This is a genomic window from Mesorhizobium sp. M1348, assembly GCF_040317925.1.
In the GTDB taxonomy this organism is placed as follows: domain Bacteria; phylum Pseudomonadota; class Alphaproteobacteria; order Rhizobiales; family Rhizobiaceae; genus Mesorhizobium.
On the sequence record NZ_JAMYLH010000018.1, the window covers coordinates 1 to 13,754 of the forward strand.

Sequence of the window (13,754 nt, forward strand, 5' to 3'; positions counted from 1 at the left end):
CGGCAGGACAGAGGGGGGCGCGAAGGAACTCGGCCTGACATCTTGCATCAACGAAAGATGCGGTTTACGCCCTCTGGTCTTTGTTTTGGGCATCTCGTTGCCCCACAACCGCTGCGCATTTTGGGCGACATGCCCTCTGAGGACGAACAGACCATGCTTGACATCAAATGGATTCGCGACAACCCGAAGGCCCTTGTCGAGGCGCTCCAGAAGCGCTCGTGGTCGGCTGAGGCGGCGCAGTCCACGGTCGACGACCTGATCGGCGCGGATGAGGCGCGGCGCGAGCATCTGACGGAGCTGCAGACCCGGCAGGAACGCCGCAACGCCGCATCGAGGGAGATCGGCAATGCCATGCGCTCGGGCGATGCCGCTCTTGCCGAAAGGCTGAAGGCCGAGGTCGGCGAGATCAAGGCCTTCATCCAGAATGGCGAGGCGCGCGAACGCGAGCTCGACAAGGCGCTGAACGATGCGTTGGCAGTGCTGCCAAATGTGCCGTTCGACGACGTGCCGGTCGGCAAGGACGAGCACGACAACGTCGTCAAGCGCGTCGTCGGCGAGGTGCCGACGCGGCCGAACTGGGTCAAGGAGCATTTCGAGATCGGCGAAGCGCTCGGCATGATGGATTTCGAGCGGGCAGCACGGCTTTCCGGCTCGCGTTTCACCGTGCTGAAAAGCGGCCTGGCGCGGATGGAACGCGCGCTCGGCCAGTTCATGCTCGATCTGCACACGACCGAGCACGGCTATGTGGAGATCCAGCCGCCGTTGATGGTACGCGACGAGGTGCTTTTCGGGACCGGGCAACTGCCAAAATTCGAGGAGGATTTATTCTTCGTTCGGCATGGGGACGGCAGGCTTGGCCTAATACCAACCGCCGAAGTCCCGCTGACCAATCTCGTTCGCGACGAAATCACGCCGCACGAAAAACTGCCGCTGCGCTATACCGCGCTGACGCCGTGCTTCCGCTCGGAGGCGGGCTCGGCTGGGCGCGACACGCGCGGCATGCTGCGCCAGCACCAGTTCTACAAGGTCGAGCTGGTGTCGATCACCGACCAGGAGACTTCGGTTGCCGAGCATGAGCGCATGACCGAATGCGCCGAGGAGGTGCTGAAGCGGCTCGGCCTGCCTTTCCGCACCATGACGCTGTGCACTGGCGACATGGGCTTTGGCGCGCGCAAGACCTACGATATCGAGGTCTGGCTGCCGGGCCAGAATGCCTATCGCGAAATCTCGTCGTGCTCGGTATGCGGCGATTTCCAGGCGCGGCGCATGGACGCCCGCTACAGGGACAAGGACGGCAAGGGCAACCGCTTCGTCCACACCCTGAACGGTTCGGGCACCGCCGTCGGCCGCGCTCTGATCGCCGTCATCGAAAATTACCAGAATGAGGACGGCAGCGTAACCATTCCTGAAGCGCTTCGGCCTTACATGGGCGGTCTGCAAAAGATCGAATCGAAATAATGCGCATCCTTCTGACCAACGACGACGGCATCCATGCCGAGGGCCTTGCATCACTCGAACGCATCGCCCGCACGCTGTCGGACGACGTCTGGGTGGTGGCGCCGGAACAGGACCAGTCCGGCTATGCGCATTCGCTGTCGATCTCGGAGCCGCTGCGGCTCAGGAAAATCGGCGAAAAGCACTTTGCCGTGCGCGGCACGCCGACCGACTGCGTCATCATGGGCGTGAAGAAGATCCTGCCCGAAGCGCCCGACCTGATCCTGTCCGGCGTCAATTCCGGCGCCAACATCGCCGACGACGTCACCTATTCGGGCACCGTCGCCGGCGCCATGGAGGGCGCGCTGCTCGGCGTGCGATCGATCGCCATCAGCCAGGCCTATTCCTATGTCGGCGAGGACCGCGTCGTTCCCTACGAGACCACCGAAGCGCTGGCGCCGGCGCTGCTCGAAAAGCTCGTCGCCATGCCGTTGCCGGACGGCGTGCTGCTCAACGTCAATTTTCCGAATTGTGCGCCGGAAGAGATCGCCGGAACTGTGGTCACTTCGCAGGGCAAGCTGGTCCACAGCCTGTGGGTCGACGAGCGGCGCGACGGGCGCGGCTTGCCTTACTACTGGCTGCGCTTCGGCCGCGAGCCGGTCGAGGGCAAGCAAGGCACCGACCTCCATGCCTTGCGCAATCGGCAGGTGTCGGTGACGCCGCTGCAGCTCGATCTCACCGCGCATGAAATCCGCGATCAACTGGCCAAGGCGCTCGCATGAACTTGAACCACGCTGCAACGGTCGACGAGCGCGAAGGTTTCGCTGCCTTCCTGCTTCGCCTGCGAGGCAGGGGCACAGTGCCGAAGGCGCTGATCGCCGCCTTCGAGGCGACGCCGCGGCGCGGCTTTCTGTCTCCGCATTTTCACTCGATCGCCTGGTCGGACCGTATGCTGCCGATCGAATGCGGCGAGGCCATCGAAGGTGCCGACCTGCAGGCGGCGGTGATCGCGGCACTTGCCATCGAGCCGGGCAACCGGGTGCTCGAGATCGGCACCGGGTCCGGCTATACGGCGGCGGTGATGTCGCGGCTTGCCGCTCGGATCGTCACCATCGACCGTTACAAGACGCTGGCCGAACAGGCCCGGCAGCGCCTCGAGGCACTCGCCATCGGCAATGTCATCGTGCGCCAGGCCGACGGTTCCAACGGGCTGGCCAACGAAGCGCCGTTCGACCGCATAGTCGCCTGGGCGGCCTTCGACAGCCTGCCGCGCTTTCTCCTCGACCAATTGTCGAGCGGCGGCATCGTCATCGCGCCGATCGGACCCGACGAAGGCGAGCAGGTGCTGGCCAAGCTGACCAAGGTCGGCAGCCGCTTCGAACGCGAGGATATCGGCCTGGTGCGCCTGCAGCCGATCCTGCGCGGCGTCGCCGCGGTGATTTGATATCCTAACCGTCGGCCGCTTGGGGGCAGCCGAAGCCGGGTGTTTCGTCATCCTAGGGCGCAGCAGAATTCTGCTCCGCCGCATTCTTCGGCCAACGTCACGGAATGGATCCCAGGGTCTCCGCGACGGAAGCTCCGCTCCTGCTCCGCCCTAGGATGACGAAGCTGAGAGCCTTCCTCGAATATTTTAAGAAAATTTGCGCCTGATTCTACAGGTTTAACCGACCGGTAACATTAACGCGCTTTAATCACACTCAGTTGTACCGGGTCTGTGCGGGTTAGTGCGATGCAATTCAGTGTTTTGAAGGCAAACGGACGCAATCTGGCGCGTGGCTGCGCCGTCCTCATGATCGCAGGCGCTGCGACGGGGTGTAGTTCCCAGGTGGCGCGGTTCAACAGCGTCGACGACGTGTTCACCGCCTCGACCAACAACCAGCGCGCCATCATCGACAAGCAGGATGCTGCTCAGCCCTATCCGGGCGATGTTGCGGCCGCGCCGATCGACGGCAGCCACACCCAGTCGGTCAGCCGCTCAAGCCTCGAACCGGTCACGGCGCAGCAATTGCCGCCTCCGGCTCCCGCCCTGGCGCCTGCCGCCCGTCCGGTGCGCACCGCTGCCGCGCCGGCCCTGGCGCCTGCCGCTCCTCGTGTCGACAGGACGGCAACCGGCACCGTCGCTCCGGCGGCAAGGCCATTCAAGAACGCCGAGCCCGACGCGCCGCGCATGGCGACGGCCGCCGGCGCACCACATGCGACCGAGATCGTCGTCAAGGATGGCGAGACCATTTCCGGCCTGTCCCGGCGCTACGGCGTGCCGGCCGATGCCATCATGAAAGTCAACGGGCTGAGCGCGACCAAGGGGCTGAAGACCGGCCAGAAGCTCGTCATCCCGGCCTATGCGTATTCGAGCAACGGTGCCGCGCCGAAAGTCGCCGACGCCAAGCCCGCGAACGGCACCAGGCACGACCAGCCGGCCGACGCGCCGGAGAAGGTGGCCGTGCTGCCGCAGCAGCCGAAGCTTAGGGAAGGCAAGTCTACCGCGCAGGTGGACGCCTCGGCTGCCGCAAGCCAGCCGAAGGATGGAAAGGCCGCGGCGAAGGTGGCTTCGGCGACGGCCAAGCCGGCCAGTGCCGGCGGTACCTACACGGTTCAGCAAGGCGATACGCTGTCCGCCATCGCCAGAAAGACCGGCGTCGGCGTCGTCGCGTTGAAGCAGGCGAACGGCATGCAGGATGGACTGCTCAAGATCGGCCAGACCCTGAAAGTGCCGGCAGGCGGAACCGCTGTCGTCGCCGGTGCGAAGCCGGCAAAGGTCGATCCGGTGACGACGGCCACGACCCAGCCGCCTGCCAAGACAACGCCGACGCAGACGCTCGCCTCCTACACGCCGCCGAAGAAGGACGCGAAAGTCATCCAGCAGGCCGAGGACGACAATGCGGTGGCGCCGGACGCAACCGGCATCGGCAAGATGCGCTGGCCGGTGCGCGGCCGTGTGATCTCAAGCTTCGGCGGCGGCAAGGACGGCGTCGACATCGCCGTGCCCGAGGGGACGCCGGTCAAGGCGGCCGAAAACGGCGTCGTCATCTATGCCGGTGACGGCCTCAAGGAATTCGGCAACACGGTGCTGGTGCGGCACGAAAACGGTCTGGTCACCGTCTACGGCCACGCCAGCTCGATTGAGGTGCAGCGCGGCCAGAAGGTCAAGCGCGGCCAGGAAATCGCCCTGTCCGGCATGAGCGGCACCACCGACTCGCCGAAACTGCATTTCGAAGTGCGGAAGAACTCGGCGCCGGTCGATCCTTCGACCTATCTCGAATAGAAGACGAAAAGCAATTTGCGGGCCGCCTGACCTTCAGCCCGCCGAGGAAGTCCGCTCCGCAAGGTGCGGGCTTCTTCTGCTGTTAGTCCTTGAGCGGCTAATCCTTGAGCGATTTTCCGAGCCGGCCTGCCAGATCCTGGGTGAACTGCCAGGCGACGCGGCCCGAACGGCTGCCGCGCGTCGTCGCCCATTCCAGCGCCTCGGCGCGCAGCGTCTCGGGATCGATGGCGAGATCGTGATGGCGGACATAGCCGTCGATCATGTCGAGATATTCATCCTGCGAACATTTGTGGAAGCCAAGCCACAGGCCGAAACGGTCCGACAGCGAAACCTTCTCCTCGACCGCTTCGGACGGATTGATCGCCGTCGAGCGCTCATTGTCGATCATGTCGCGCGGCAACAGATGCCGCCGGTTCGAGGTGGCGTAGAAGATGACGTTGGCCGGGCGGCCCTCGACGCCGCCTTCAAGAGCTGCCTTCAGCGATTTATAGGACGTGTCGTCATGGTCGAATGACAGGTCGTCGCAAAACAGGATGAAGCGGAACGGCGCGGCCTTCAGCAGTCCCATCAGCTTCGGCAGCGTGTCGATGTCTTCGCGATGGATCTCGATAAGCTTGAGCGGCAGGTTGAGCTTGGTCGAAGCGTTGACCGCGGCGTGCACCGCCTTGACCAGCGACGATTTGCCCATGCCGCGCGCGCCCCACAACAGCACGTTGTTGGCAGCATAGCCGGAGGCGAAGCGCTCGGTGTTGTCGACCAATATGTCGCGGACGCGATCGACCCCGCGTATCAGGCCGATGTCGACGCGGTTGACCTTGCGCACCGGCTCCAGATAGCCGGGATCGGCCTGCCAGACGAAGCAATCGGCTTCGCCGAGGTCGGTTTGCGGCACCGGCGGCGGCGCGAGGCGGGCGACCGCCTCGATCAGGCGGTCGAGCTTCTGGCTCAGGGTATCGATGGTGCTGTCGGTCATCTCTTGTCTTTTTTGTTTCGCATTCGGGACGTGCGGCAGGCCAACCTACCTGATTTCAGCGGTTTCGAAACTCGTCCCAAGCATTTGTTCGGGCATGATCTTTTGCGAAAACCGAGCGTCGCTTTTCGGGATCACCCTCTAACACGGCTCACCAGCCCGGAAAAGCAGCCGATTTGCCCGGCGGCGCAGTTGCATTGGCAACGTTACCGACTATATTCCGGCCAAATTTGGCGGGGCCGCCTTGCGGCTGTTTTTCAAAGTTCAGGAGTACCTCGATGTTCGTGACACCGGCATACGCCCAAGGCATCGGCGGGGACTCGTCCGCAATGTTTATCCAGATCGTGCCGTTTGCTCTGATTTTCGTGATCATGTATTTTCTGATCATCCGGCCGCAGCGCACGCAGCTGAAGAAGCGCGGCGAGATGCTGGCGGCGGTTCGCCGCGGCGATACGGTGGTCACCGGCGGCGGCTTCGTCGGCAAGGTGACCAAGGTGATCGACGACAACGAGCTCGAAATCGACCTTGGCGGCGGCACCAAGGTGACGGCGCTGCGCTCGACACTCGCCGACGTGCGCGTCAAGGGCGAACCGGTGGCGAACCAGAACGCCAAGAAATAACCGAATTGTCGGCGGAACGATCCGCCAGCACGCCCTGACGGACGACGCCATATGCTTTATTTTTCGCGCTTCAAGATGATCCTGATCTGGCTGGCCGTGGCCGCCACAGTGGTCCTCGCTGCGCCCAACCTTTTTTCCGCCAGCACGCTGGCCAAGTTGCCCGACTGGCTGCCGAAGCGGCAGATGACGCTCGGCCTCGACCTGCAGGGCGGCTCGCACATCCTGCTCAGGATGGATCCGAACGATCTGATCAAGGATCGGCTGGAGACGACGCGCGACGAAATCAGGACGCTGCTGCGCGATGCCAAGATCGGCTATACCGGCCTTTCCGGAACGGGCCGTACGGTGCAGGTCCGCATCACCGATCCCGCACAGATCGAGGCTGCCAAGACAGCCTTGAAACCATTGACCAATCCGGTGGCCGCAGGCCTGTTCAGCGGCGGCTCCATCCAGGAGATGACGCTGGATGATTCCGAGCCCGGCCTGCTCAAATTTGCCGTCACCGATGCGGGGATCAAATATCGCACCTCGACGGCGCTGACGCAGGCGATCCAGGTTGTCGAGCGTCGCGTCAACGAACTCGGCACCACCGAGCCGATCGTGCAGCGCCAAGGCGACGACCGTATCCTGGTGCAGGTGCCTGGTCTCCAAGACCCGCAGCGGCTGAAGGAAATTCTTGGCCAGACCGCAAAGCTGACTTTCCAGATGGTCGACCAATCGATGCCGGTGCAGGACGCGCTGAACGGCCGTCCGCCGCCGGGATCCTCGGTGCTGTATTCGCAGGACGACCCGCCGGTACCGTATCTGATCGAGAACCGCGTCATCGTTTCGGGTGAAAACCTCGTCGATGCCCAGGCGACCTTCAACTCCCAAAACAACGAGCCGGTTGTTTCGTTCCGCTTCGATTCGAAAGGGGCGCAGCGGTTCGGCCAGGCGACATCGCAGAACGTCGGCAAGCTGTTTGCCATCATCCTCGACAACCAGGTGATTTCGGCGCCGCAGATCCGTGAACCGATCCCCGGCGGTACCGGCCAGATATCGGGGAATTTCACCGCTGAGAGCGCCAACGACCTCGCCGTGTTGCTGCGTGCCGGCGCCTTGCCTGCGACGCTGACGGTGATCGAAGAACGCACGGTGGGGCCGGGACTTGGCCAGGATTCCATCCATGCCGGCAAGGTCGCCGGCATCATCGGGTCGATCCTGGTGGTGGCATTCATGTTCGTCGCCTACGGTTTCCTCGGCTTCCTCGCCAACATCGCGCTGGCGGTGCATGTGGCGATGATTGTCGGGCTGCTGTCGCTGCTTGGCGCAACGCTGACCCTACCCGGTATCGCTGGTATCGTGCTGACCATCGGCATGGCGGTCGATTCGAACGTTCTCATCTATGAGCGCATCCGCGAGGAGCGGCGTAACGGCCGCTCGGTGATCCAGGCGATCGACACCGGTTTCAGCAAGGCGCTGGCGACCATCGTCGATTCCAACGTCACCTCGCTGATCGCGACCGTGGTGCTGTTCTGGCTCGGAACCGGACCGGTGAAGGGCTTTGCCGTCACCTATGCCATCGGCATCCTGACCACGGTCTTCACCGCCTTCACCTTCACCCGCCTGCTGGTGTCGATCTGGCTTCGCCGCGCCCGTCCGAAGGAGTTGCCGCGGGCGCCTGTGACGTTCATTCCGCCCGGCACGAAAATTCCGTTCATGGGCATCCGCCGCTGGACGTTCACACTGTCCAGCGTGCTTTCGGTGTTGTCGGTCATCGGCTTCATGACCATCGACATCAATTACGGCATCGATTTCAAGGGCGGCTCACTGATCGAGGTGCAGTCCAAGGCCGGCAATGCCGATCTGGCCGACATCCGCGGCAGACTGACGGAACTGAATATCGGGGAGGTGCAGGTTCAGCAGTTCGGCGAGCCGAACGACGTGCTGATCCGCGTCGGTACCCAGGAGGGTGGCGAGAACGCCGAACAGACCGTCATCGACAAGGTGCGCGGCGAACTGCAGGACCAGTATGATTTTCGCCGCGTCGAAGTGGTGGGGCCAACGGTTTCGGGCGAACTTGCCAAGCAAGGCACCATTGCCATGCTTGTCGCGCTGCTCGGCATCCTGATCTATGTCTGGTTCCGCTTCGAATGGCAGTTCGCGGTCGGCGCCATCGTTGCGACCGTGCACGACGTGGTCATGACGATCGGCTTCTTCGTCATCACCGGCCTCGAATTCAACCAGTCGTCGCTGGCGGCGATCCTCACTATCATCGGTTATTCGCTCAACGACACCATCGTCGTCTATGACCGTGTTCGCGAGGATCTGCGAAAATACAAGCGAATGTCGCTGCCGCAATTGCTGAACAACGCCATCAACGAGACGCTGTCGAGGACGACGCTGACCTCGGTGACGACGATCCTGGCGCTGCTGGCGCTGGTGCTGTTCGGCGGCGAGGTGATCCGCTCGTTCACCATGGCGATGCTGTTCGGCGTCGTGTTCGGCACCTATTCGTCGATCTTTATCGCCGCGCCACTGCTTATCCTGTTCAAGCTGCGGCCGCAGGCCACAGCATCCGATGAGGAAAAGCCGGTGGGCGGCGGCAAAGCCATAGCCACCTGACGGCTTGCCGCAAAAGTGGCCAAGGGCATCGTCATCCGCGAGGCGCATTTCCCGGGCCGCGCACCGATCGAGGCTTACGGCAATGGCGGCTTCCGCTTTGCCGACATGTCGCATCGCGGCTCGCTGCTGTGCCTGCCTTCGGGCATATACGGCTGGGAGCCGGCCGATCCGCTGGCGCTGACGGCAGCGGATTTCGCCAAGCTGTTCAATGAGGCCGACAAGGTCGAGATCCTGCTGGTCGGCAGCGGCAGGGATCTGAGGCCGTTGCCGGCCGCGCTGCGTACGGCGCTGAAAGAAGCGGGCATTTCCGCCGATCCGATGTCGACCGGGGCGGCGGTGCGGACCTATAATGTGCTGCTGGCGGAAGACCGCGCCGTGGCCGCAGCGCTCATCGCCGTCGACTGACGTGGCCGAAAACACCAAAGCCGTCATGGAGACGGTGCGCGCCGCCGACCATGACCGCTATCTCGCCGCGCTCTACGCGCCCGAAGACAAGCGGGACGCGGTGTTTTCGCTCTATGCCTTCAACGCCGAAATTGCCGGCATACGCGATCGCATCCGCGAAGCGCTGCCGGGTGAAGTCCGGCTGCAATGGTGGCGAGACATCATCGCCGCCGAAGAGGATCGCGCTAAGGTCGGCCATCCCGTGGCGGACGCGCTGAGGGCGACTATTTCCGCTCACCGCCTGCCCAAGGCCGCTTTCGACAATATGCTCGAAGCGCGCATCTTCGATCTCTATGACGACCCGATGCCGTCGCGCACCGACCTCGAAGGCTATTGCGGCGAGACTGCCGCAGCACTTATCCAGCTTGCGGCGATGGTGCTCGATCCGGTCGAAGCACCGCGCTTTGCCGAACTTGCTGGCAGGGCAGGTTGTGCGCAGGCAATGACCGGTCTCCTGCTTCTACTGCCGCTGCATCGCAAGCGAGGGCAATGCTTTGTCCCGGCCGACATTTTGGCGGCGGCGGGATCGTCGCCGCAAGAATTCGTTACAGGCGACGGCGGGCCGGGCGCGGAACGCGCAGTGGCCGCGATGATCGCGCTGGCACGCGAGCATCTTTCCGCTTTCACGCAGGGGGCGTCCGCTCTGCCGGTTTCGCTGCGCCCGGCCTTTCTGCCGCTGGCGTTGTCGAGCGCCTATCTCAGCAAGATTGACGGCTCCCGCCATTCACCGCTTGATGGCGCGGTGCGGCTTTCGGCCTTGCGCCGGCATTGGCTTTTGTTCCGGCGCGCGACGCGGGGCTGGCCGGCGGTGTGAAGGCTGATTGCTAATGAGGAAATCCGGCCCGGCCGCCAAGCCGGGACTGCCGGCGGCGAGCATCGGCCCGGCCGAGTAGCTTCCATCACGATGGATCACTCGACCCGCCATCGCGCATCAGCGTTTCATAATCGCGACCGCCATAGAAGATGTTGACGATGCGAACGAGATCGTCGCTGACAACATAGGCGATAATAGCCGAGTGCTCGAACGGCACCGTTCGCAATCCTGGTGCAATGTCGTCGCGCGGCCGGCCGCCACGCGGTGCATTGCCGATGTTTCCGCAACGCAGCTTGATCCTGTCGACGAAATTGTCCGCAGCCGCTTCGCTCGCACCGCGGTTGACGATATAGCCGGCAATCGATACCAAATCCGTGATCGCGCCTTCGCTAAGAACTACGGCGAGACGCTGGATCATCGTTCCCCCTCGCCAACTCCGAAATCCTGCTCTTCACTCTCGTGATTGCCTGGTCCAGCGGAACGTCAGGCCTTGTGTCCTCGATCGAGGCCTTCACGCGCGCCCGGATCGAGGCCATGCGCTCGGCATGTTCTTCCTCTTCGCGCTGGAAAGCGCGAAGTGCCGCGCGGATGACCTCGCTCGCCGATCCGTAGGAGCCGTCCTCGACCTTTTCGCGGATCATACGCGCCATGGCGGGCGTTACGGTGACGGACAGTTTCTCAGCGGATTCCATGGGATTTTGGCCTCGCGATACAAAGTAGGATAATATCCTACTTCTCCGCCGCGCAACGCGCAAGAGCGGAGATCGGCACTATTCCGCAGCTTCCGCCCGGGAAGGCAGCCCCAGCCATTCGCGGCAGTCGGCCAGCGCGCGCGACGTCACGGCGTGCCGCTTGGCGACCGTCTTGTCCTTGCCGCGCAGCCGCTTGCCTTCGATCTTCGGCGTGTCCACGGGCGGGAACAGGCCGAAATTGACGTTCATCGGCTGGAAAGAGCGCTTTCCAGGCTCGTCGTCGGAGACAATATGGCCACCGGTGATGTGGTTGAGCAGCGCGCCAAACGCGGTGGTCAAGGGCGGCAGCGACGGCGCGTGGCCGAGCCGTTCTGCGGCGGCGAAGCGCCCGGCAAGCAAGCCTATGGCGGCGCTCTCGACATAGCCCTCGCAGCCGGTGATCTGGCCGGCAAAACGCAGGCCGGGTCGCGACTTCAACTGCAACGAAGCGTCGAGCAGCGTCGGCGAATTGATGTAGGTGTTGCGGTGCAGGCCGCCGAGGCGGGCGAACTCGGCATTCTCCAGCCCGGGGATGGTGTGGAAAATGCGCACCTGCTCGGCGTGCTTCAGCTTGGTCTGGAAGCCGACCATGTTGTAGAGCGTGCCCAGCGCGTTGTCCTGGCGAAGCTGAACGACGGCATAGGCCTTTACGGACGGATTATGCGCATTGGTCAGCCCCATCGGCTTCATCGGCCCGTAGCGCAATGTCTCGACGCCGCGCTCGGCCATCACCTCGATCGGCAGGCAGCCGTCGAAATAGGGCGTACCTTCCCACTGCTTGAATTCGGTTTTCTGGCCGTCGACCAGCGCCTGCACGAAGGCAAGGTACTGCTCCTTGTCCATCGGGCAATTGATGTAGTCCTTGCCGGTACCGCCGGGCCCGACCTTGTCGTAGCGCGACTGGAACCAGCAGATGTCCATGTCGATCGTGTCGAAATGGACGATCGGCGCGATGGCATCGAAGAAGGCGAGCGCGTCGGCGCCGGTCACTTCCGCTATCGATCGGGCGAGCGAAGGCGCGGTCAGCGGGCCGGTGGCAACGATTGCCTGGTCCAAGTCCGCCGGCGGCAGGCCGGGCACTTCCTCGCGTCGGATGGTGATGAGCGGGTGGGCTTCGAGCTTCCTGGTGACCGCTTCGGAAAATCCGTCGCGGTCGACGGCCAGCGCACCGCCGGCCGGCACCTGGTGCGCATCGCCGGCGCTCATGATCAGTGAACCGGCCAGCCGCATTTCGGCGTGCAGCAGGCCGACGGCATTGGTTTGCGCATCGTCCGAGCGGAAGGAATTGGAACAGACGAGCTCGGCCAGCCCGTCGGTCTTGTGCGCTTCGGTGCCGCGGACGGGACGCATTTCATGCAGGACAACGGGGACGCCGGCTTCGGCCGCCTGCCAGGCGGCTTCGGCGCCGGCGAGACCGCCGCCGATGACGTGAATGGGATTCTTGTCCATGAGCGCCGAAATAGTCGCTTGGCGCGAGGATTGCAATTACACGAATGAGCCGCGCTGTTGCCGCCACGCGCTGCAATCGTCTACTATCGCGAATGGGTGGGAGTCTCGGGGTCTTTGCCAGAGCGACATTTCTGACAGTCGTGACCGCGGTAGGCGGATCAGCGGCCGCCGGCGAACTGGCCGCGACGGCTCCCAAACGGATCCCCATATGTCACGGCTACGGTTGCAACTATCGCACAATGCTCGCGCTTGGCCCCAGTGACGGTGCGCGTTTCCGCTCTATCCTGCGTGCGGGTGCGGCTTCGCCCCAGGCCGAGCGTTCCGCTATTTCCAAGGCGGTCCGCTATTTCGAGCAACGCATTTTCCAGGCCATCGGCATTCGTGACCAGCCGCAGTCAGAATTCGGTGCCTCGCGCATCAGGGGCCAAATGGATTGTGTCGACGAATCGACCAATACGCATGCGTTGCTGGTCTATCTTGCCGAGCGAAAACTGCTCAGGTTTCACAAGGTCGAGGACAAGGCCTCGCGAGGCCTGTTTGTCGACGGGCGCTATCCGCATTGGACGGCGGTGATCAGCGACCGCGGCGATACGGAATGGGTGGTGGATTCCTGGTATGCGCCGATGGGCGGCGCGCCGGACATCTTTCCGCTGAGCCAGTGGAAGGAACGGGGCGTGCTGAAAAGCGGGGCGCTGGACTGACGATAGGGCCGTCCCGCAAAGACGGCTCTCCCCAAAGCAGCTTCGGAGTGCCTAGACCTGAAAACAACAACACCCGCCGGGGGAGGAGGTCCGGCGGGTGTCGTTTTGTTGGTCGATCCTCGGGAGGAGGTGAAGATCGACCGTATTCGTCATCGCCGGGGAGGAGGTCGGCTTTGACGAAATTCTTTTCGCCATTTGAAAGGGCGCGAAACCCTTTTTAGAAACAACTTAGAAACAGCGCCCGCCGAGGGAGGAGGTCCGGCGGGCGCCGTTTTTGTGGTCAACCCTCGGGAGGAGGTGAAGGCTGACCGTATCCGTCAGGGTCGGGGAGGAGGTCGACCCTGGCGAAATTCTTGTGGTTAGATCGCCCTGCGAGCGACCATCTTGATCTCGTCACGGACGATGCCGAGATCGTTGAGCTGGCGGTTCGACAGGCGACCCAGCTCGGTAACCGTCTCGCGGTAGACGCGCCAGTTACGATAGTTGCGGATCAGGTTCATTGTCGTTCTCTTTTCAAAACTGGTCGGACCATTTGCGGCCCGAAGGATTAGACCGCCTTGCGGGCGACGTAGTGAATGTCGCTGCGGCTGATGCCGAGGTCGGTCAGTTCACGGGTGCTCAGGCGGCTCAGCTCGGACACGGTGTCCCTATAGCGGCGCCAGTTGCGATAGTTGCGGATCAGGTTCATGGTATTCTCGTTTCGTCTTTCTTTCGGATCATTCCGT

Annotated in this window: 15 protein-coding genes; 9 read left to right on the top strand and 6 right to left on the bottom strand. The window is 63.3% G+C overall.

Annotated features, from left to right (window positions below; genetic code table 11):
• Positions 1–153 precede the first annotated feature (153 nt).
• The 4 genes from serS to NKH13_RS24530 all read left to right on the top strand — a co-directional run bounded on the left by serS (position 154) and on the right by NKH13_RS24530 (position 4,696).
• On the top strand, positions 154–1,458 hold the full coding sequence (gene serS, locus NKH13_RS24515) for a serine--tRNA ligase (RefSeq protein WP_352719158.1): 1,305 nt from the start codon (positions 154–156) through the stop codon (positions 1,456–1,458).
• Complete coding sequence (gene surE, locus NKH13_RS24520) at positions 1,458–2,216, top strand: 5'/3'-nucleotidase SurE (protein ID WP_352719159.1); 759 nt, start codon at positions 1,458–1,460, stop codon at positions 2,214–2,216. The genes serS and surE overlap by 1 nt, the downstream gene beginning before the upstream one ends.
• Positions 2,213–2,878: a protein-L-isoaspartate(D-aspartate) O-methyltransferase gene (locus NKH13_RS24525; protein WP_352914978.1), complete on the top strand. Its 666-nt coding sequence runs from the start codon at positions 2,213–2,215 to the stop codon at positions 2,876–2,878. The genes surE and NKH13_RS24525 overlap by 4 nt, the downstream gene beginning before the upstream one ends.
• A gap of 285 nt (positions 2,879–3,163) precedes the next feature.
• A complete protein-coding gene (locus tag NKH13_RS24530; protein ID WP_352914981.1) occupies positions 3,164–4,696 on the top strand; it encodes a peptidoglycan DD-metalloendopeptidase family protein in 1,533 nt (510 codons plus the stop codon).
• 97 nt (positions 4,697–4,793) lie between these two features.
• Here the strand turns inward: NKH13_RS24530 and NKH13_RS24535 are convergent, their stop codons facing one another.
• Positions 4,794–5,669, bottom strand: coding sequence for an ATP-binding protein (locus tag NKH13_RS24535; RefSeq protein ID WP_352719162.1), 876 nt, complete (start codon positions 5,667–5,669; stop codon positions 4,794–4,796).
• Positions 5,670–5,944: 275 nt separating this feature from the next.
• On the opposite strand from NKH13_RS24535, the gene yajC reads away from it, so the two are divergent.
• From yajC to NKH13_RS24555, 4 genes are read left to right on the top strand one after another with little or no spacing between them, the layout of a single operon-like run.
• Entirely contained in the window at positions 5,945–6,286 is a 342-nt protein-coding gene (yajC, locus tag NKH13_RS24540; protein WP_352719163.1) for a preprotein translocase subunit YajC, read from the top strand.
• 51 nt (positions 6,287–6,337) lie between these two features.
• The gene (gene secDF / locus NKH13_RS24545) at positions 6,338–8,890 is read left to right on the top strand and encodes a protein translocase subunit SecDF (RefSeq protein WP_352719164.1); all 2,553 of its coding nucleotides are present in this window, start codon (positions 6,338–6,340) and stop codon (positions 8,888–8,890) included.
• A gap of 15 nt (positions 8,891–8,905) precedes the next feature.
• The gene (locus NKH13_RS24550; protein ID WP_352719166.1) at positions 8,906–9,295 is read left to right on the top strand and encodes an Mth938-like domain-containing protein; all 390 of its coding nucleotides are present in this window, start codon (positions 8,906–8,908) and stop codon (positions 9,293–9,295) included.
• Positions 9,296–9,320: 25 nt separating this feature from the next.
• Positions 9,321–10,148, top strand: coding sequence for a phytoene/squalene synthase family protein (locus NKH13_RS24555; RefSeq protein ID WP_502912385.1), 828 nt, complete (start codon positions 9,321–9,323; stop codon positions 10,146–10,148).
• An 85-nt stretch (positions 10,149–10,233) separates the two neighbouring features.
• Here the strand turns inward: NKH13_RS24555 and NKH13_RS24560 are convergent, their stop codons facing one another.
• From NKH13_RS24560 to trmFO, 3 genes are all read right to left on the bottom strand, one after another.
• Positions 10,234–10,566 carry a type II toxin-antitoxin system RelE/ParE family toxin gene (locus NKH13_RS24560; RefSeq protein WP_352719168.1) on the bottom strand — a complete coding sequence of 111 codons (333 nt, stop codon included), beginning with the start codon at positions 10,564–10,566 and terminating at the stop codon, positions 10,234–10,236.
• Positions 10,538–10,840: a type II toxin-antitoxin system ParD family antitoxin gene (locus tag NKH13_RS24565; protein WP_352719169.1), complete on the bottom strand. Its 303-nt coding sequence runs from the start codon at positions 10,838–10,840 to the stop codon at positions 10,538–10,540. Before NKH13_RS24565 ends, NKH13_RS24560 begins: the two co-directional genes overlap by 29 nt.
• A gap of 78 nt (positions 10,841–10,918) precedes the next feature.
• Positions 10,919–12,328: a methylenetetrahydrofolate--tRNA-(uracil(54)-C(5))-methyltransferase (FADH(2)-oxidizing) TrmFO gene (gene trmFO / locus NKH13_RS24570; RefSeq protein WP_352719170.1), complete on the bottom strand. Its 1,410-nt coding sequence runs from the start codon at positions 12,326–12,328 to the stop codon at positions 10,919–10,921.
• Between the two features lie 239 nt (positions 12,329–12,567).
• Here trmFO and NKH13_RS24575 point away from each other — a divergent pair, with 239 nt between their 5' ends.
• A complete protein-coding gene (locus tag NKH13_RS24575; protein WP_352719171.1) occupies positions 12,568–13,029 on the top strand; it encodes a hypothetical protein in 462 nt (153 codons plus the stop codon).
• A gap of 359 nt (positions 13,030–13,388) precedes the next feature.
• Here the strand turns inward: NKH13_RS24575 and NKH13_RS24580 are convergent, their stop codons facing one another.
• Positions 13,389–13,529, bottom strand: a complete 141-nt coding sequence (locus tag NKH13_RS24580; RefSeq protein ID WP_023678914.1) for a DUF1127 domain-containing protein — start codon at positions 13,527–13,529, stop codon at positions 13,389–13,391.
• 47 nt (positions 13,530–13,576) lie between these two features.
• Positions 13,577–13,717, bottom strand: a complete 141-nt coding sequence (locus NKH13_RS24585; RefSeq protein WP_091596947.1) for a DUF1127 domain-containing protein — start codon at positions 13,715–13,717, stop codon at positions 13,577–13,579.
• Positions 13,718–13,754 lie beyond the last annotated feature (37 nt).

What these genes read in the sequence shown, in the direction of transcription:
- serS (WP_352719158.1), top strand. Translation starts at nt 154, where the DNA reads ATGCTTGACATCAAATGGATTCGCGACAACCCGAAGGCCCTTGTCGAG.
- surE (WP_352719159.1), top strand. Translation starts at nt 1,458, where the DNA reads ATGCGCATCCTTCTGACCAACGACGACGGCATCCATGCCGAGGGCCTT.
- NKH13_RS24525 (WP_352914978.1), top strand. Translation starts at nt 2,213, where the DNA reads ATGAACTTGAACCACGCTGCAACGGTCGACGAGCGCGAAGGTTTCGCT.
- NKH13_RS24530 (WP_352914981.1), top strand. Translation starts at nt 3,164, where the DNA reads ATGCAATTCAGTGTTTTGAAGGCAAACGGACGCAATCTGGCGCGTGGC.
- NKH13_RS24535 (WP_352719162.1), bottom strand. Translation starts at nt 5,669, where the DNA reads ATGACCGACAGCACCATCGATACCCTGAGCCAGAAGCTCGACCGCCTG.
- yajC (WP_352719163.1), top strand. Translation starts at nt 5,945, where the DNA reads ATGTTCGTGACACCGGCATACGCCCAAGGCATCGGCGGGGACTCGTCC.
- secDF (WP_352719164.1), top strand. Translation starts at nt 6,338, where the DNA reads ATGCTTTATTTTTCGCGCTTCAAGATGATCCTGATCTGGCTGGCCGTG.
- NKH13_RS24555 (WP_502912385.1), top strand. Translation starts at nt 9,321, where the DNA reads ATGGAGACGGTGCGCGCCGCCGACCATGACCGCTATCTCGCCGCGCTC.
- NKH13_RS24560 (WP_352719168.1), bottom strand. Translation starts at nt 10,566, where the DNA reads ATGATCCAGCGTCTCGCCGTAGTTCTTAGCGAAGGCGCGATCACGGAT.
- NKH13_RS24565 (WP_352719169.1), bottom strand. Translation starts at nt 10,840, where the DNA reads ATGGAATCCGCTGAGAAACTGTCCGTCACCGTAACGCCCGCCATGGCG.
- trmFO (WP_352719170.1), bottom strand. Translation starts at nt 12,328, where the DNA reads ATGGACAAGAATCCCATTCACGTCATCGGCGGCGGTCTCGCCGGCGCC.
- NKH13_RS24575 (WP_352719171.1), top strand. Translation starts at nt 12,568, where the DNA reads ATGCTCGCGCTTGGCCCCAGTGACGGTGCGCGTTTCCGCTCTATCCTG.
- NKH13_RS24580 (WP_023678914.1), bottom strand. Translation starts at nt 13,529, where the DNA reads ATGAACCTGATCCGCAACTATCGTAACTGGCGCGTCTACCGCGAGACG.
- NKH13_RS24585 (WP_091596947.1), bottom strand. Translation starts at nt 13,717, where the DNA reads ATGAACCTGATCCGCAACTATCGCAACTGGCGCCGCTATAGGGACACC.